Consider the following 16,668-nt stretch of genomic DNA (forward strand, 5'->3'; position numbering starts at 1 on the left):
CCGCGCCCGTGAAGCCCCCTCAAGAGGGCAACCCGGAGCGCTGGCGAACATAACCATACTTACCTCGAACGAGACATTTTTACGGAGAGTCACATGTCCAAAGGTCAATCACTCCAGGACCCGTACCTGAACATCCTGCGCAAGGAACGTATCCCGGTCTCGATCTTCCTGGTCAACGGCATCAAGCTGCAGGGCCAGATCGAATCCTTCGATCAGTTCGTTATCCTGCTGCGCAATACTGTCTCCCAGATGGTTTACAAGCACGCTATCTCGACCGTGGTGCCGTCGCGCAATGTGCGCCTGCCGGCCCAGGATCCGAGCGTGCCGTCCACAGAAAGCTGAAGTCAGAGGCGCTGATTGTTCTTCGAACGACCTGAAGCCGGTGAAACGGCCGTCCTGGTGCATGTCAATTTCCGGGACGAAAAAGAACGCGAGGATGCCGGTGAGCTCCTCGAACTCGTACGTTCGGCAGGCGCCGTGCCGGCGACCCTCATCGAGGGTAGCCGGCCCCGCCCCGACTCCCGTACGTTCATCGGAGAAGGCAAGCTTGAGGAAGTGCAAGAGGCCCTGGCCGTGCACGAAGCCGAGCTGGTCATTTTCAACCATTCATTGAGTCCTTCCCAGCAGCGTAACCTCGAAGCCACGCTCAAGTGTCGCGTCATCGACCGTACCGGTCTGATTCTCGACATCTTTGCCCAGCGTGCGCGGACCCATGAGGGCAAGCTGCAGGTGGAACTCGCACAGCTCGAGTACATGTCCACCCGCCTGGTGCGGGGTTGGACTCACCTTGAGCGTCAGAAAGGCGGTATCGGTCTGCGAGGCCCGGGGGAAACCCAGCTCGAGACTGACCGTCGCCTGTTGCGCGCCCGCATCAAGTCGATCCACAAGCGACTCGAGAAGGTGCACAAGCAGCGCGATCAGAACCGCCGTGCCCGTGCGCGTGCCGAGATCCCGAGTCTGTCGCTGGTCGGCTATACCAACGCCGGCAAGTCGACGCTGTTCAACGCGCTGACCACCTCCGAGGTGTACGCCGCCGATCAGCTGTTCGCGACGCTGGACCCGACGCTGCGTCGTCTGGAGCTCGAGGATGTCGGCTCGGCAGTCCTGGCCGATACCGTCGGCTTCATTCGTCATCTGCCGCACAAGCTGGTGGAAGCCTTCCAGGCGACCCTCCAGGAAGCGGCGGAAGCGGATCTGCTGGTACATGTCATCGACGCTGCAGACCCGGAGAATGACCGCAATACCGAGCAGGTCAATCACGTCCTGAGCGAGATTGATGCCGGTGATGTGCCGCGTCTGTTGGTCATGAACAAGATCGATCGACTCGACATGGCACCGCGCATCGAGCGTGATGGCTTCGGTCGTCCGCTGGCGGTGTGGCTGTCGGCACGCGATGGCAAGGGGCTGGATCTGCTGATGCAGGCCTTCGCCGAGTTGCTGTCCGACAACGTCATCTCCATGCAGCTGACGCTGGGGCCTGCCAAGTCCCGTCTGCGGGCAGGTCTGCATGAGCTGGATGCGGTCAAGGACGAGCAATATGACGAGCAGGGCAATGCGCTGCTGGACATTCGTCTCGAGAAACGCGATTTTCTGCAGTTGTTGTCGCATCTTAGTGAATCGCCTGAAGATTATCTCGGCGGTGAACATGACGACCGCGAAGCCTGGCAGCGTGAACTGTCCGCCGAACGCGCGGAAAAGCATCGCGTGTCGGTCACGCACAAGTCCTGATACCGTCTGGTAACGAGACTTGCGCTGGTGCGCTGCGCAGCAGCTCGATGAGAAGTGGCGTACACGCAGCATCGCACCGTTGTCGCAACGCAGTGGCAAGCACTACCCGGCATCCATCGCCGCGCACGAATGACGATGGATGCCCTCGCGCAGGGCATGCCCTGCGCGTCAGAGCAGCGGGCATTCAGCAGGATTGGCTGGATGCCGTCCGACGGACGATGGCCGTCGGGCAGGGCCATGGCCTTCTCCCGCAAGGGACGCGTCGCCATGCCGTACGAGAGAATCGGTCGCCGGAGGCCATCAGGCTCAAGGCACGGAACCGGTCGCAGCTGGCAGGGCGGCGTCATCATAATGACGAGCGGAACATCGACTGAGTGGAGACGACGTATGGCTTGGAATGAGCCGGGTGGCGGCAACCAGCATGACCCGTGGAGCGGCGGCGGTCGCAACGGGGACAAGAAGGGGGGCGGGGGTAACGGCGGTGGCAATGGTGGACCGCCCGACCTCGACGAAGCGCTGAAGAAATTCCAGGACAAGCTCAACGGCATGCTCGGCAATGGCCGCAAGCGTCGTGGCGGTGCCGGTGGCAATGGCGGCAACGGTGGCAGCACCAATGCCTTCGCGCTGCCGGGTATCATCGGTGTCATCCTGGTCGCCATCTGGGCGGCTTCCGGTTTCTATCTGGTCGATCAGTCAGAGCGTGGCGTCGTGCTGCGTTTCGGCAAGTACAACGACATCGTCGGCCCGGGCCTGCATTGGAATCCGCCGATCATCGACGATGTGCGTGAGGTCAACGTCACCAAGGTGCGTTCGCTCTCCCAGACCAAGTCGATGCTGACCCAGGACGAGAACATCGTCGAAGTCCAGATGTCCGTGCAGTATCAGGTGTCCAACCCGCGTGACTTCCTGCTCAACGTCCGTGCGCCCGAGATCAGCCTCGAGAACGCCATGGACTCTGCGCTGCGTCACGAAGTCGGCAGTGCCGACATGAACGACATCCTGACCTCCGGTCGTGAATTGCTGGCCAGCAACGTCAAGTCGCGCCTGCAGTCCTATCTGGACAACTACGGTGTCGGCCTGACGCTGCAGACCATCAACGTCGAGTCCACCTCTGCGCCGGCAGCGGTCCAGGATTCCTTCGATGACGTCATCAAGGCGCGTGAGGATCGTCAGCGCACGATCAACCAGGCACTGGCCTACGAGAACTCGATTCTCCCGGAAGCCCAGGGTCAGGCGCAGCGCATCATCGAGGAAGCCGAGGGTTACAAGGAGTCCGTGGTCGCGAAGTCCCAGGGTGAAGCCAACCGCTTCACGTCCCTGCTGACCGAGTACCAGAAGGCACCGGAAATCATCCGCGAGCGCATGTATCTGGAAACCATGGGCGAAGTGCTCGGCAAGACCAACAAGGTGCTGGTGGATGTCGAGAACGGCAATTCCCTCATGTACCTGCCGTTGGACAAGCTGGCCAACAAGTCCAGTGCTGCCGCCGAAGACAGCAGTGGCATGAGTCGTAGTGAGCTGGACCGTGTGTCCCGACAGGCGAGTGATGCCCTGAGCCGCAGCCAGAGCACTGACAGCAGCAACAGCATCCGTCGGGAGGGTCGTTAATGATCAACAATCGCTCACTGATGGCCGTCGCCGGTCTGGCCGTAGTGGCCTGGCTTGGTAGCAACAGCCTCTACACGGTTGATGAGACCCAGCGCGCCATCAAGCTCAAGTTTGGTGAAGTGGTGGAAGACAATATCCAGCCCGGCCTGCACTTCAAGCTGCCGGTCTACAACACGATCCGTACCTTCGATACGCGCGTGTTGACGCTGGATGCCCAGGCAAGTCGTTATCTGACCCGCGAGAAGAAGGCCGTCATCGTCGACTCCTTCGTCAAGTGGAAGATCGTCGATCCGAAGCGCTACTACGAAGCGACCTCCGGCGACGAGCAGATGGCCGAGCGCCTGATCGCGCCGCGTGTCGACGAGAGTCTGCGTAACGAGTTCGGCAAGCTCGAACTGGTGCAGATCATCTCCGAGCAGCGTGACGCGCTGATGAAGAAGCCCACTGAAGAGCTCGACGAGGTGATGCGCAAGGAACTGGGGGTGTCGATTCTCGATATCCGCGTCAAGCGTATCGACCTGCCGGACGAAGTCTCCCAGGCGGTCTACGAGCGCATGAAGACCGAGCGTCAGCGTGAGGCACGTGAGTATCGTGCCCAGGGTCAGGAGCAGGCCGAGAAGATCCAGGCCAATGCTGATCGTCGCCGTTCCGTCCTGCTCGCGCAGGCTGAAGAGCAGGCGCAGACCCTGCGCGGTGAAGGCGATGCCTCCGCTGCTGCCATCTATGCCGGCGCCTACGGGGCGGATACCGAGTTCTTCCGCTTCTACCGCTCTCTGCAGGCCTATCGCGACAGCTTCAAGGGTGATGGCAACATGATGGTCATGCAGCCGGACAGCGAGTTCTTCCGCTTCTTCAAGGACCCGCAGGGCAGCAACCAGTAAGCAGCATCATCAAACCCGAAGGCTTGCTTTCGGGGATGTTGCGCGCGGCCTCTGGCAGCATCAGAGGCCGCGCAACGGATGAACGTCGCTCGAGAGGTTCGCGGGGTTCATCCCACAAGGATTCATGCTAGACTCCTGCAACCGGGCACCGCCCGGTTTTTTTGTGGCCGCTTTTCATGCACAGGCGCAAGGCCGACAGGAAAGCGTCGAGCAGGACCTTGCTTCACGGGTCTCGGTCGGCTGCTGTGAAATCCCCCGCGGGCGTCGCGTTCGACATGAGCGTCAGCCGGGTGAATTTCCTCGCGTCACGAGTCACCCCTTGTCATAAATCTCTCGCAGGATAGCGCAATGACCATCGCAGATCGCTGGCTCCTCCCGGATGGCATGGATGAGGTATTGCCCCCTCAGGCAACCCGTATGGAGGCGCTGCGCCGCGCGCTGCTCGACCTCTATCATCGCTTCGGCTATGACCTGGTGCTGCCGCCGCCCGTCGAATTTCTCGATTCGCTGCTGACCGGCACCGGCACCGAGCTTGATCTGCAGACCTTCAAGCTGACCGACCAGATGACCGGTCGCATGATGGGCGCCAGCGCCGATGTCACCCCGCAGGTGGCACGCATGGACGCTCACTCCCTGCACCGCGAAGGCCCGGTGCGTCTGTGCTACTGCGCCAACGTGCTGCGCACCAAGGCGGACAAGCACCAGGGCGGTCGCAGCCCGGTGCAGGTCGGGGCTGAGCTCTTCGGCCACGCCGGTCTCGAGGCCGACCACGAGATTCTGCATCTGGCCCTGACCAGTCTCGAGCAGGCCGGCGCCGGTGAATTGCACCTGGCACTGGGCCATATCGGCATCTACCGTGCCTTGATCGCCGAAGCCGGCATGAATGACGAGCACGAGCGTGAGCTGTTCGCTGCCATCGAGCGTAAACAGTATTCCGCTCTCGATGCATTGATCGATCGCGTGGTGGGTGACAAGGTAGTGGCGGGCATGCTCAAGGCGCTGCCGCACCTGCACGGTGATGACGAGATTCTGGCCCAGGCGCGTACCGCCTTCGCCGGCGCACCGGCGGCGGTCGCCAGCGCTCTGGATCAGCTGACGGCGCTGAGCTGCGCGGTCCGCGAGCGTCATCCGCATGTCACGCTCTATTTCGACCTCGCCGAACTGCGCGGTTACGAGTACCACACCGGCATGGTGTTCGCGGCCTACGTCCCGGGTTACGGTCAGGCGCTGGCCAAGGGTGGTCGCTACGACGATACTGGACGAGCCTTCGGTCGTGCGCGTCCTGCCACCGGCTTCTCGATGGACCTCAAGCAGCTGGCCTCGCTGGCCGTGCAGGCTCCGGCCTGCGACGGCATCTGGGCGCCGGCACTAAACGACAGCGCGCTGCGTGAGTGTGTCGATCAGCTGCGTGCCGCTGGCGAGCGTGTCATCGAGGCCCTGCCGGGCCAGACCACAGGCGCGGATGCACACCGTTGCAATCGTGAGCTGGTCAATGGCGACGGCGGCTGGCAGGTCGTTACACTCGATGCCTGAACCTGGATGACTGGACTTGGATGACAGAGTCTGGCTGACCCGAGAACGATGGCAGCGAGTGACAGATAGCAGAACAGCTGGGGCCACTGGGCCCCGAGGTGCAGCTGCCGATAGGGCAGCTGCACTTGTGAGTGGGTTTTCACCGACGGTTATTCACCGAAAGAGATAGGAACCATGGGCAAGAATGTAGTCGTGCTCGGCACCCAATGGGGTGATGAAGGCAAGGGCAAGGTCGTCGACCTGCTGACCGAATCCGCCAGCGCCGTCGTGCGTTTCCAGGGTGGCCACAACGCAGGTCATACCTTGGTGCTGGACGGCAAGAAGACCGTTCTCCACCTGATCCCGTCCGGCATCCTCCACCCGGGCAAGACTTGCGTCATCGGCAACGGTGTCGTGCTGTCTCCGGAAGCGCTGATCAAGGAAATCCGTGAGCTTGAAGCCAACGACGTGCCGGTGCGTGATCGCCTGCGTCTGTCGCCGGCCTGCCCGCTGATCCTGTCCTACCATGTGCGTCTGGACCAGGCGCGCGAGAAGGCCCGTGGCGTCGCCAAGATCGGGACTACCGGTCGCGGCATCGGTCCGGCCTACGAAGACAAGGTCGCGCGTCGTGGCCTGCGTCTGGGTGACATGCTCCACCGTGAGCGTTTCGCCTCCAAGCTGGGCGAAGTGCTGGATTACCACAACTTCGTGCTGCAGCACTATCACGGTGAAGCGCCGGTCGACTTCCAGCAGGTGCTGGACGAAGCCATGGAAATGGCCGAAGAGCTGCGTCCGATGGTCTGCGACACCGTGGATCTGGTCCACTCCGTGCGCAAGGCCAACGAGAACATCCTCTTCGAAGGTGCTCAGGGCTCACTGCTCGACATCGACCACGGTACCTACCCGTACGTCACCAGCTCCAACACCACTGCCGGCGGCACCGCCACCGGTTCCGGCGTCGGCCCGCTGTATCTCGACTACGTGCTGGGCATCACCAAGGCCTACACCACGCGTGTCGGCTCCGGTCCGTTCCCGACCGAGCTGTTCGATGAGTTCGGCCGTCACCTGGCCGAGCGTGGCCACGAATTCGGTGCCACCACCGGCCGTGCGCGTCGTTGTGGTTGGTTCGATGCCGTCGCTCTGCGCCACGCCGTGCAGATCAACTCGGTCAGCGGCATCTGCCTGACCAAGCTGGACGTGCTGGATGGTCTCGAGAACATCCGTGTCTGCATCGGCTATCGCAGCAAGGATGGCGACGTGCTGGACAACCCGGTGGATTCCGAAGGCTACGAAGCCATCGAACCGCTGTACCAGGACCTGCCGGGCTGGAGTGATTCCACCATCGGCGTGCGCGAAGTCGACAAGCTGCCGGCCAACGCTCGCGCTTATATCAGCTTCCTGGAAGAGCAGGTCGGCGTGCCGATCGACATCATCTCCACTGGCCCGGACCGCAACGAGACCATCGTGCTGCGCAATCCGTTCTACGACTGACCATCATGCATCGCTCGGATGAGCCTTGCATGACGGCATGATGGCGTGACCAAGACACCCCGTCGGGATTCTCCCGGCGGGGTGTCTTGCGTTGTGAAGGAGGGGGCGCGTTGTAGGGAGGGCTTGCGAAGCGGAGTGGCCGTCATCGATCTTTCGCTACGTGCGGGATTGTTGTACAGGGCGCCTGGGTCATCGGGCGTGGCTGGTAGATATTTTAAATGGGAATGATTGTTATTTTTGTTGTGATCGGCGGCTATCTTGTCGGCAAACTGGTTGCCCAGGTCGCAATTCGACGTTTTCGGTGGGGTCCCCGCTTCACATCGTTCTGATACAGGACTAAAATGGTCCCAATTAATCTTCCCGTGGTGGAGGCCAGCATGCTGAAGCTTTCCAAGATGACCGATTATGCCGCTGTCGTGATGGCGCGCATCGCCCGCGAGCCGGACTCGGCCCACGCGGCGATCGATCTGGCCGAAAGCGTGCAGCTGCCGCATCCCACCGTGAGCAAGACGCTCAAGGCGCTGGTGCGGGCCGGTCTGCTTGAATCGCGTCGCGGCGCGCTGGGCGGTTATCGCCTGGCGCGCCCAGCCAGCCAGATCACGGCCAGCGACATCATCAGCGCCATCGAAGGCCCGGTAGCCGTGACCGAATGCAGTCATGCCGATGGCGATTGCGAGCTGGTCAACACCTGCGGGGTGGCCGACAACTGGCAGCGCGTCTCGTACGCCATCAGTGAGCTGCTGGGCAGCGTGACGCTGGCGCATCTGGCGTCATCCGCGCCACTGCGCATGCCGGTGCAACTGCCGATTCAGGCCATCAGTCTGTATGGGGATGACGAGCCACTCCCCAGGGCCAAGGCATCCAACGGCGCCGGCAAACGCTGAATTCGTTGCCGCGCGACAAACTTCGCCGTGGCAACACGAACATTCGAACTTCGCTGCGATTCGGGCGGGGTGATCAGGCATCTGAACAGACCCGGAGCTCTCCGGGAGAGGAGACCAGCATGGCGAGCCAGGAGATGGAGCAGCTTGTACAGCGCGAGTACAAGCAGGGCTTCGTGACCGATATCGAGAGCGACACCATTCCGCCGGGACTGGATGAAAGCGTGATTCGCTTCATCTCGGCCAAGAAGGGTGAGCCAGAGTGGATGCTGGAGTGGCGTCTGGATGCGTATCAGCATTGGCTGAAGATGAAGGCGCCGTCCTGGGCCCACCTGGATTATCCGGAGATCGACTACCAGGCGATTTCCTACTTCAGCGCCCCGAAGAAGCCGGAAGACCGCCCGCAGAGTCTGGATGAGGTCGACCCCAAACTTCTCGAGACCTACGAGAAGCTGGGTATTCCGCTGCACGAGCGCGCCGCACTGGCCGGTGTCGCGGTCGACGCGGTCTTCGACTCCGTATCCGTGACCACCACCTTCAAGAAGGAGCTGTCCGAGGCGGGCGTCATCTTCTGCTCCATCTCGGAAGCCATCCAGGACTACCCGGAGCTGATCAAGCAGTATCTCGGTACCGTGGTGCCCAAGGCGGACAACTTCTTCACCGCGCTGAATGCGGCCGTCTTCACCGATGGCTCCTTCGTGTTCGTGCCGGAAGGCGTTACCTGCCCGATGGAGCTTTCCACCTACTTCCGCATCAACGCCGCCAACACCGGCCAGTTCGAGCGCACCCTGATCATCTGCGAGAAGCAGGCTCAGGTCTCGTATCTGGAAGGCTGTACCGCGCCGCAGCGTGATGACAATCAGCTGCACGCCGCCGTGGTCGAGCTGGTGGCGCTGGAAGACGCCTACATCAAGTATTCCACCGTCCAGAACTGGTATCCGGGTGATGAAGACGGCAAGGGCGGCATCTACAACTTCGTCACCAAGCGTGCCGACTGCCGTGGTGACCGCTCCAAGGTCTCCTGGACCCAGGTCGAGACCGGCTCCGCGATCACCTGGAAGTACCCGTCGTGCATCCTGCGCGGCAAGGACAGTGTCGGGGAGTTCTACTCCGTCGCCGTCACCAATGGTCGTCAGCAGGCGGACACTGGCACCAAGATGATCCACATCGGTGAGGGCACCAAGTCCACCATCGTCTCCAAGGGTATCTCGGCCGGTAATTCCGAGCAGTCCTATCGTGGTCTGGTCAAGATCGGCCCGCGGGCCAAGGGGGCGCGCAACTTCACCCAGTGCGACTCGCTGTTGATCGGCGACCGCTGTGGCGCGCACACCTTCCCGTATCAGGAAATCGGCAACGCGACGGCCACTGTCGAGCATGAGGCCACGACCTCCAAGATCGGCGAAGATCAGCTGTTCTATTGCCGTCAGCGTGGCATCAGCGAGGAAGATGCGGTCAACATGATCGTCAATGGCTTCTGCAAGGACGTCTTCCAGGAGCTGCCGATGGAGTTCGCCGTCGAGGCCGAGGCGCTGCTCAACGTCACCCTTGAAGGCGCCGTCGGCTGATATCGCCGCGTCTTTCGCATTCACCCCCATTCTTGAGGGCCGCTCGCGGGCGGCCTGTCAGCAAAAGGTATCAACATGCTCGTAGTCAAAGATCTGCACGTTTCGGTGGAAGGCAAGGAAATCCTCAAGGGTCTCGATCTGACCATCAACAAGGGTGAAGTCCACGCCATCATGGGCCCGAACGGCGCAGGCAAGTCCACGCTGTCTTCCGTGATCGCCGGCAAGGACGGCTATGAAGTGACCTCGGGCACCATTACCTATGAAGGTGAGGATGTACTGGAGATGGAAATCGAGGAGCGCGCCCGTGCTGGCCTGCTGCTGGGCTTCCAGTACCCGGTGGAGATCCCGGGGGTCAAGAACGTCTACCTGCTCAAGGCGGCGCTGAATGCCAAGCGTGAAGCCGAAGGCCTGGGCGAGATTCCGGCCCCGGAATTCATGAAGCTGATCCGCGAGAAACTGGCCTTCATGCAGATGGACGCCAGCTTCCTGCAGCGCGCCGTCAACGAAGGCTTCTCGGGTGGTGAGAAGAAGCGCAACGAGATCCTGCAGATGCTGGTGCTGGAACCGAAGCTCGCCATGCTCGACGAGATCGACTCCGGCCTCGACATCGATGCGCTGAAGATCGTCGCCAAGGGCGTCAACTCGCTGCGCAGCGAAGACCGCGCCGTGCTGATGGTCACCCACTACCAGCGTCTGCTCGAGCACATCGTGCCGGACCAGATCCATGTGCTGATGGATGGCCGCATCGTCAAGTCCGGCGACAAGTCGCTGGCCCTCGAACTCGAAGCCCAGGGCTATGACTGGCTGCAGGAGGAAACCGCGTAATGACAGCACTTGCTACCGCGTCCGTCCCCGGCAGCGAAGCCTTCGCCAGCGAATTCGCTGCCCGCAAGGCTCGCTTTGCGGCCGACCCGAGCTGGATGGCCGCCCGCCGTCAGGCCGGCATCGCCCGCTTTGAAGCCCTCGGCCTGCCGACCCGCAAGGTCGAGGCCTGGAAGTACACCGACACCCAGGCACTGGGTCGTCAGCAATATCGTCTCGCCGACGATGCAAGCCTCGCGCCGGCCGTGAAGGATGAGCTGGCACTCGACGTCGATGCCTATCGTCTGGTGTTCGTCGATGGCCTCTACAATGCCGAACTCTCCGATATGGCAGGCCTGCCCGACACCGTGCGTGTCGTGCCGCTGTCTGAGGCCATCGTCAATCAGCCGGAAGTCATCGGCGGCTCGCTGAACCGCCTGACCGGCATCGACTTCACGCCCTTCGTGGCGCTGAATTCCGCCTTCACCGAAGAGGGTGCGGTGATTCAGGTCGGCCCGCGTACGGTGCTCGACAAGCCGGTCTACGTGCTGTTCCTGTCGCGTGCCGCCGTCGAAGGCCAACCCGTGACCATGAGCCACCCGCGTCTGCTGGTGCAGCTGGGCAGCCGCGCCGAAGCCAGCGTGATCGAGCATCACATCGGTGAAAGCGGCGCGACCAACTTCACCAACATGGTCAGCGAAGTGATGCTGGAGCGCGGCGCCGTGCTCAATCACTACAAGCTGGGCGAAGCTGCCACCGGCGAGACGCATATCGCCTCGCTGCAGGTCGAGCAGCCGCGTGACAGCCAGTATCGCTCCATCAACCTGAACACCGGTGGTGGCCTGGTGCGCAACGACATCGTCTGCGACCTGAACGGCAACAACGCCCATGCACGCCTCGATGGCCTGTTCTTCGGTCGTGATCGCCAGCACGTCGACACCCACTCGCTGGTCAATCACAACGAGGCACTGACGTTCTCCGACGAGAACTACAAGGGCATCCTGGCCGACCGTGCCCGCGGCGTCTTCAACGGCCGCGTGCTGGTCAAGCGCGACAGCCAGCAGATCGAGGCGCATCAGAACAACGCCAACCTGCTGCTCTCGGACCGCGCCGAGATCAACACCAAGCCGGAACTCGAGATCTACGCCGACGACGTCAAGTGCTCCCACGGCACCACGACCGGTCAGCTCGACGAGACCGCCGTCTTCGCGCTGCGTGCCCGTGGCATCGATGAGCAGACCGCCCGTGGTCTTCTGACCCTGGCCTTCGCCAACGAAGTCATGACTGGCCTGGGCATCGACGCCATCGCCGAGCGCATCGAGCGCAGTGTCGCGGGACGCCTGCCGTCACGCTTCCACCTCGATGAGCTGGTCGATCTCAGTGTCGAGCTGGGCGGTGGCGCCGTGGCGGTGGCACGTGATGAGGACTTTGCATGAGCGCACTCGACAACCTGATGCTCGACGTCGTGCGGGTACGTGAGGATTTCCCGATCCTCGAGCGTCGCGTGCATGGTGATGTGCCGCTGATCTATCTGGACAGCGCCGCCACCAGCCAGACGCCGACCGCCGTCATCGACGCGATGAGCGACTACTACCGCAAGACCAATGCCAACATCCACCGCGGTCTGCATACCCTGGCGGATGAGGCGACGGCGGCCTTTGAAGGCACGCGTGAGAAGGTGCGCAGCTTCATCAATGCGCGCCTGACGCGGGAAGTCATCTTCACGCGTGGCACCACCGAGGCGATCAACCTGGTCGCCAACAGCTGGGGGGCCAACTGGCTGAATGCCGGCGATGAAGTGCTGATCTCGGTAATGGAGCATCACGCCAACATCGTGCCGTGGCAGCTTCTGGCCGAGCGCCTCGATATCGTCATCAAGGTCATCCCGTGTGACGACGATGGTGTGCTCGACATGGCGGCCTACCGCGACCTGCTGGGCGAGAAGACGCGTCTGGTCTGCGTCAATCAGGTCTCCAACGCCCTGGGCAGCATCAACCCGGTGGCCGAGATGGCGAAGCTGGCGCACGCTCATGACGCGTTGATTCTGGTCGATGGCGCCCAGGCGGTGCCGCATCAGCAGGTCGATGTGCGCGAGATCGATGCTGACTTCTATGTCTTCTCGGGCCACAAGATGTACGGGCCGACCGGCATCGGTGTGCTCTACGGCAAGGAAGCGCTGCTGGAGGCGATGCCGCCGTGGCAGGGTGGTGGTGAGATGATCCGCACGGTGTCGTTCGAGAATGGCACCCTGTTCGCGGACTTGCCGCACAAGTTCGAGGCCGGCACGCCGCCCATCGCCGAGGTCATCGGATTGGGCAAGGCCATCGACTGGCTGGGTTGTACCCACATGGCGCTGATCACGCGCTGGGAGCAGCAGCTGATGCGCCATGCCAGCGAGCGCATGCGCGAAGTGGACGGCCTGCGCATCATCGGCAACTCGCCCGACAAGGCGGGCGCGATCTCCTTCGTGGTCGATGGTGCCCACGCCCAGGATATCGGTCTGCTGATCGACCAGCTGGGGGTCGCCATCCGTACCGGCCACCACTGCGCGCAGCCGGTGCTGCGTCGCTTCGGTGTCGATGCCACCTGCCGGGCCTCCTTCGCGGCCTACAACACGCCGGAAGAGATCGACATGTTCGTCGATGCCCTGCAGCGTGTGCTGACCATGGTGCGCTGAGCACCCCCTGCGGTGCCCCTGACGGGCGCTGATCAATGAGGCTCGCGCATGGCGGGCCTCATTGGTATCGGCCCTTGCCAGGGGATGTCGTCACCCGTACGTCTTGAGTGAACCAACAGAATTCACGATCCGCATGCCTGTCATGCGGATCGGCAAGGAGAGGGCATGAGCCACACTGAAGACCAGCTGGCCAGCCTCGGCAAGGGCCAGAAGATGCCGTTGCAGCGGGACGTGGAGGGTATCTCGGTACCGTTCGGCAAGTCGGTGACCCTGCATGAGGATTCGGTGGTTGAAGTCATGCAGGCCAAGGGCGGCACTGTCAGCGTCGCCTTCGAGGGTCGCATGTACCTGATCGAGAGCTTCAGCCTCGATGCGCTGGGGCTGGACGCCATGCCGCGTCCGCATCTGCCGGCCGGCCAGAGCGATGCCGATATCGAGGCCTTCGTCTGGGCCCAGCTGCGCACCTGCTTCGACCCCGAGATCCCGGTCGACATCGTCGAGCTGGGGCTGGTCTATGGCTGTCGTATCGACACCCTGATCAGCGGCGAGAAGATGGTCAATCTTAAGATGACGTTGACCGCGCCGGGCTGCGGCATGGGCAACGTGATTGCCGAAGATGCCAAGCGCAAGATTCTCGGCGCCGAGGATGTCTCCAAGGTCCACGTCGAGATCGTGTTCTCGCCTGCCTGGTCGCGCGAGATGATGAGTGAGGATGCCCGCCTGGAGCTGGGCATGTTCTGAGCATCTTCAGCACGCCTTTGTCGTCTGCTGCTTCGCTCCTTGCTGTCTGCGGCTCCCTCGTCGGCCTGACATGGCCGTCAGTCGCAGTATCACTGGGGCGAGATGCAGCAAACGCAACCGGATGGGCGGGAACCTCTCGTCCATCCGGCTATCCAATTCACGTTGCTGAGCGTCCGGGCAAGTTGCCTCGGGCCGCGTCGGCACGTCCGTTTGACGGTTTCCCGTATCACCTGCCTCAAGGAAGACTCCCCAATGCGATTCCAGACTGCGCTGCGCACCCTGACCGCCACTCTGATCCTGAGCACCGCTGCCAGCGCGCAGGCCGCCTGGAAGCTGGATGGCGATCTGTCACAGCTGAGCTTCCAGACCACCAAGATGGCCAAGTCGGGCGCCAGCACCGTCGAGACGGATGCTTTCACCTCCTGGCGTGCGCGCGTCAATGACGCCGGTCAGCTGTCGGTGGAGATCGACCTCGACTCCGCCAGTACCGGCATCGACATTCGTGACCAGCGCGTCAGCGAGAAGCTGTTCGAGTCCGGCACCTACCCGTTGGCCGTGATGACCGCGAGTCTCGACATGCCGACCCTCAAGGTGATGGAGCCGGGCGACACTCAGAAAGTGGATGTCGAAGGCCAGCTGACGTTGCACGACAACACCCAGAACCTGCCGATGAGCCTGCAGGTGACGCGCCTGCGCGGCGATCGCTGGCTGGTGCAGACCCTCACGCCTGTGATGGTCGACGCGGAGCAGTTCGCGCTGGTCGATGGCATCCGCACCCTGCGTGACCTGGCCGGGCTTGGCAACATCGCGACCCAGGTGCCAGTCAGCGTCAAGGCCGTGATGGTTCAGGAAGACTGAGCGGAGTCACTCGCATGCGTGGCTGGGGACAGTCAGTGCTGGCAGAGCCTCGGCCGCTTGGGTAGGCTGGGCGCTCATGCCTGCACGATGTGGCGGTACTGGCAGGAAAGACAGGCAGGGATGGGCGTGGGGAAGAGATGCTGCGAGTGATCAAGCGGACTGGCTGGACCATCGTCGGTCTGCTGGCCGCCGGTGCAATGACGGTGGTCGGGCTCAACCTCTGGGTCGTGATGGCAACGCACGATCGCATTGCCACGTCACCGCTGACCTGCCAGAGCCGTGAGGTGGGGATCGTGTTCGGCACCTCCCACGGCCTGGTGGGCGGGGGCAGCAATCCGCATTATCAGGCGCGCCTTGATACCGCCGCCCAGCTCTACCGCCTGCGTCGCGTCTCCAACCTGCTGCTCTCGGGGGACAACCGCACGCGTTACTACAATGAGCCGATGACCATGTGGCGTGACCTGCGAGCGCGCAACGTGCCGCAGGAGCTCATGACGCTCGATTACGCGGGCTTCTCCACCTTCGATACCCTCGTGCGAGCGCACAAGGTGTTCGGTGTCGACGAGGCGGTGCTGGTCACCCAGCCGTGGCACCTGCCGCGCGCGCTGTTCATCGCCGATGCGCTGGGCCTGGAGGCAGTGGGTTGCCCGGCCATCTCCGAGCGCCAGCCGCCGGGACTCAAGCTGATGCTGCGCGAGTGGCTGGCCCGTGCGGCGACAGTGGGAGACCTTTACCTGTGGGGGCGCAAGCCGCGCTTTCTCGGGCCGCAGGAGACGCTGCCGACGCCGGTCTTGTCATCGGACTCATCATCGCAGCCCTCATCATCTCACTCCTCGGACAAGCCCGTGTCACCGGCGGCGGACTCGGTGGCTGCCGGGGCAGGGCAGCAGGCCACTGCCAGTCGTGATGTGGCGGATGGAGTGGAAGTGGCGGATGCAGAGAATGCTGCCGTCACGCCGGATTCGCATGCCCTCGCGCGTCAGGCGCAGGCAAGCCTGCTGGCCAGTCTGCCCGAGGTGAAGCAGGCATTGCTCCAGTGGCTGCCTGTCAGATCTGATGCGAACTAGCCGCGTGTCGGCTTCGCCAGACGCACAGGGCCAACACGAAGACGCCCCGCACTTCCTTTGGAAGGCGGGGCGTCTTGCGTTCACGGCCTGGCGGCGGATATATGGCTAGCCGGCGCGGCGGCGGGCGGCCTGACCTGTCTGGTGACGGTACAGCTCGCGGATCAGATGGCGGCAGTTGTGGAAGATGCCTTCGAGTACCTTTTCCATGCTGTCAGGCAGGGGATGCGTGAAGGCGGTCGAGCAGGCCTGCATCAGGACGCGTTCCTGTTCGAGCAGCTCGTTGATCAGCACCTGATTGTCATTGCCGACGATGCTCTTCAGGCGACTCCACAGCCACATGTAGTCATCGCGCTCGACATCGGCGTCGCGCGGCATCAGGCTCAGATGCTTGCGTGTCTCGACTTCCAGGGCCTGTTTGAGCTCGACACGGCTCGCATAGAAGGGCTCGAAGGCCTTCAGGAGCGCGGGACGCAGCCGTTCGGCGTTATCCTCGAAATAATCAAGACTGTCTGCCAGGGCTTCCTGGACGCTATCCATCGCCACCTGGCGATTGTCGAGAAACATGGGCGGTCACCTCCTCCGTCAGAAGAGATTGTGCGGGTGAAAACAGTGTTTTTCTACCCCTTGAGGCCAGAAAGTCAGGATATTTATTCCCGCACTGTCAATCCCTGCAGTTTACGACAATACAATGACGTTCTGGTGACGATCATCGCTGCCTTCAGACGCTGTGCTTGCCCTGATTCGTCGCCCAGCCCCTTGTCCGTAACACTATCTGGCACAGATGCGCCGAGGGTGCCGTCATGGCGACCTGCACCCTCGGGAAGCGTTGCGCGCAGTGCCCTGAGGTTCAAGCCCTCA

The 16,668-nt window shown here is 62.6% G+C and carries 15 protein-coding genes; 14 read left to right on the plus strand and 1 reads right to left on the minus strand.

Annotation, left to right across the window (positions count from 1 at the left end; translation table 11 throughout):
• Positions 1 to 93: 93 nt before the first annotated feature.
• From hfq to AC5WNI_RS05480, 14 genes are all read left to right on the plus strand, one after another.
• Positions 94 to 342 carry an RNA chaperone Hfq gene (gene hfq, locus AC5WNI_RS05415; RefSeq protein WP_043335203.1) on the plus strand — a complete coding sequence of 83 codons (249 nt, stop codon included), beginning with the start codon at positions 94 to 96 and terminating at the stop codon, positions 340 to 342.
• Between the two features lie 15 nt (positions 343 to 357).
• Positions 358 to 1,728 carry a ribosome rescue GTPase HflX gene (gene hflX, locus AC5WNI_RS05420; RefSeq protein ID WP_175089747.1) on the plus strand — a complete coding sequence of 457 codons (1,371 nt, stop codon included), beginning with the start codon at positions 358 to 360 and terminating at the stop codon, positions 1,726 to 1,728.
• A 387-nt stretch (positions 1,729 to 2,115) separates the two neighbouring features.
• Positions 2,116 to 3,336, plus strand: a complete 1,221-nt coding sequence (hflK, locus tag AC5WNI_RS05425; protein WP_043335204.1) for an FtsH protease activity modulator HflK — start codon at positions 2,116 to 2,118, stop codon at positions 3,334 to 3,336.
• The gene (gene hflC, locus AC5WNI_RS05430; RefSeq protein ID WP_175089748.1) at positions 3,336 to 4,217 is read left to right on the plus strand and encodes a protease modulator HflC; all 882 of its coding nucleotides are present in this window, start codon (positions 3,336 to 3,338) and stop codon (positions 4,215 to 4,217) included. Before hflK ends, hflC begins: the two co-directional genes overlap by 1 nt.
• Positions 4,218 to 4,565: 348 nt before the next feature.
• Entirely contained in the window at positions 4,566 to 5,750 is a 1,185-nt protein-coding gene (locus AC5WNI_RS05435; RefSeq protein WP_175089749.1) for an ATP phosphoribosyltransferase regulatory subunit, read from the plus strand.
• 174 nt (positions 5,751 to 5,924) lie between these two features.
• Complete coding sequence (locus AC5WNI_RS05440; protein WP_175089750.1) at positions 5,925 to 7,220, plus strand: adenylosuccinate synthase; 1,296 nt, start codon at positions 5,925 to 5,927, stop codon at positions 7,218 to 7,220.
• 377 nt (positions 7,221 to 7,597) lie between these two features.
• Entirely contained in the window at positions 7,598 to 8,104 is a 507-nt protein-coding gene (locus tag AC5WNI_RS05445; protein WP_175089751.1) for an SUF system Fe-S cluster assembly regulator, read from the plus strand.
• A 119-nt stretch (positions 8,105 to 8,223) separates the two neighbouring features.
• On the plus strand, positions 8,224 to 9,666 hold the full coding sequence (gene sufB / locus AC5WNI_RS05450; protein ID WP_175089752.1) for a Fe-S cluster assembly protein SufB: 1,443 nt from the start codon (positions 8,224 to 8,226) through the stop codon (positions 9,664 to 9,666).
• 75 nt (positions 9,667 to 9,741) lie between these two features.
• Positions 9,742 to 10,491 (plus strand): Fe-S cluster assembly ATPase SufC, encoded by a 750-nt coding sequence (gene sufC, locus AC5WNI_RS05455; protein ID WP_175089753.1) that lies wholly within the window; start codon positions 9,742 to 9,744, stop codon positions 10,489 to 10,491.
• Positions 10,491 to 11,903 carry a Fe-S cluster assembly protein SufD gene (gene sufD / locus AC5WNI_RS05460; protein WP_175089754.1) on the plus strand — a complete coding sequence of 471 codons (1,413 nt, stop codon included), beginning with the start codon at positions 10,491 to 10,493 and terminating at the stop codon, positions 11,901 to 11,903. Before sufC ends, sufD begins: the two co-directional genes overlap by 1 nt.
• Entirely contained in the window at positions 11,900 to 13,144 is a 1,245-nt protein-coding gene (locus AC5WNI_RS05465) for a cysteine desulfurase (protein ID WP_175089755.1), read from the plus strand. Before sufD ends, AC5WNI_RS05465 begins: the two co-directional genes overlap by 4 nt.
• A gap of 165 nt (positions 13,145 to 13,309) precedes the next feature.
• Positions 13,310 to 13,885, plus strand: a complete 576-nt coding sequence (gene sufT / locus AC5WNI_RS05470; protein WP_285460242.1) for a putative Fe-S cluster assembly protein SufT — start codon at positions 13,310 to 13,312, stop codon at positions 13,883 to 13,885.
• A gap of 252 nt (positions 13,886 to 14,137) precedes the next feature.
• Positions 14,138 to 14,743 (plus strand): YceI family protein, encoded by a 606-nt coding sequence (locus AC5WNI_RS05475; RefSeq protein ID WP_175089757.1) that lies wholly within the window; start codon positions 14,138 to 14,140, stop codon positions 14,741 to 14,743.
• A 146-nt stretch (positions 14,744 to 14,889) separates the two neighbouring features.
• Complete coding sequence (locus AC5WNI_RS05480) at positions 14,890 to 15,810, plus strand: SanA/YdcF family protein (protein ID WP_285460243.1); 921 nt, start codon at positions 14,890 to 14,892, stop codon at positions 15,808 to 15,810.
• A 105-nt stretch (positions 15,811 to 15,915) separates the two neighbouring features.
• Here AC5WNI_RS05480 and AC5WNI_RS05485 read toward each other — a convergent pair whose 3' ends face one another.
• Entirely contained in the window at positions 15,916 to 16,374 is a 459-nt protein-coding gene (locus tag AC5WNI_RS05485) for a hypothetical protein (protein ID WP_043335223.1), read from the minus strand.
• Positions 16,375 to 16,668: the final 294 nt, after the last annotated feature.

It is taken from the genome of Cobetia sp. PDI-12MA (assembly GCF_059507695.1).

Excerpts from the sequence above, each read along its gene's own strand:
- hfq (WP_043335203.1), top strand. The coding sequence starts at position 94 with ATGTCCAAAGGTCAATCACTCCAGGACCCGTACCTGAACATCCTGCGC.
- hflK (WP_043335204.1), top strand. The coding sequence starts at position 2,116 with ATGGCTTGGAATGAGCCGGGTGGCGGCAACCAGCATGACCCGTGGAGC.
- hflC (WP_175089748.1), top strand. The coding sequence starts at position 3,336 with ATGATCAACAATCGCTCACTGATGGCCGTCGCCGGTCTGGCCGTAGTG.
- AC5WNI_RS05435 (WP_175089749.1), top strand. The coding sequence starts at position 4,566 with ATGACCATCGCAGATCGCTGGCTCCTCCCGGATGGCATGGATGAGGTA.
- AC5WNI_RS05440 (WP_175089750.1), top strand. The coding sequence starts at position 5,925 with ATGGGCAAGAATGTAGTCGTGCTCGGCACCCAATGGGGTGATGAAGGC.
- AC5WNI_RS05445 (WP_175089751.1), top strand. The coding sequence starts at position 7,598 with ATGCTGAAGCTTTCCAAGATGACCGATTATGCCGCTGTCGTGATGGCG.
- sufB (WP_175089752.1), top strand. The coding sequence starts at position 8,224 with ATGGCGAGCCAGGAGATGGAGCAGCTTGTACAGCGCGAGTACAAGCAG.
- sufC (WP_175089753.1), top strand. The coding sequence starts at position 9,742 with ATGCTCGTAGTCAAAGATCTGCACGTTTCGGTGGAAGGCAAGGAAATC.
- sufD (WP_175089754.1), top strand. The coding sequence starts at position 10,491 with ATGACAGCACTTGCTACCGCGTCCGTCCCCGGCAGCGAAGCCTTCGCC.
- AC5WNI_RS05465 (WP_175089755.1), top strand. The coding sequence starts at position 11,900 with ATGAGCGCACTCGACAACCTGATGCTCGACGTCGTGCGGGTACGTGAG.
- sufT (WP_285460242.1), top strand. The coding sequence starts at position 13,310 with ATGAGCCACACTGAAGACCAGCTGGCCAGCCTCGGCAAGGGCCAGAAG.
- AC5WNI_RS05475 (WP_175089757.1), top strand. The coding sequence starts at position 14,138 with ATGCGATTCCAGACTGCGCTGCGCACCCTGACCGCCACTCTGATCCTG.
- AC5WNI_RS05485 (WP_043335223.1), bottom strand. The coding sequence starts at position 16,374 with ATGTTTCTCGACAATCGCCAGGTGGCGATGGATAGCGTCCAGGAAGCC.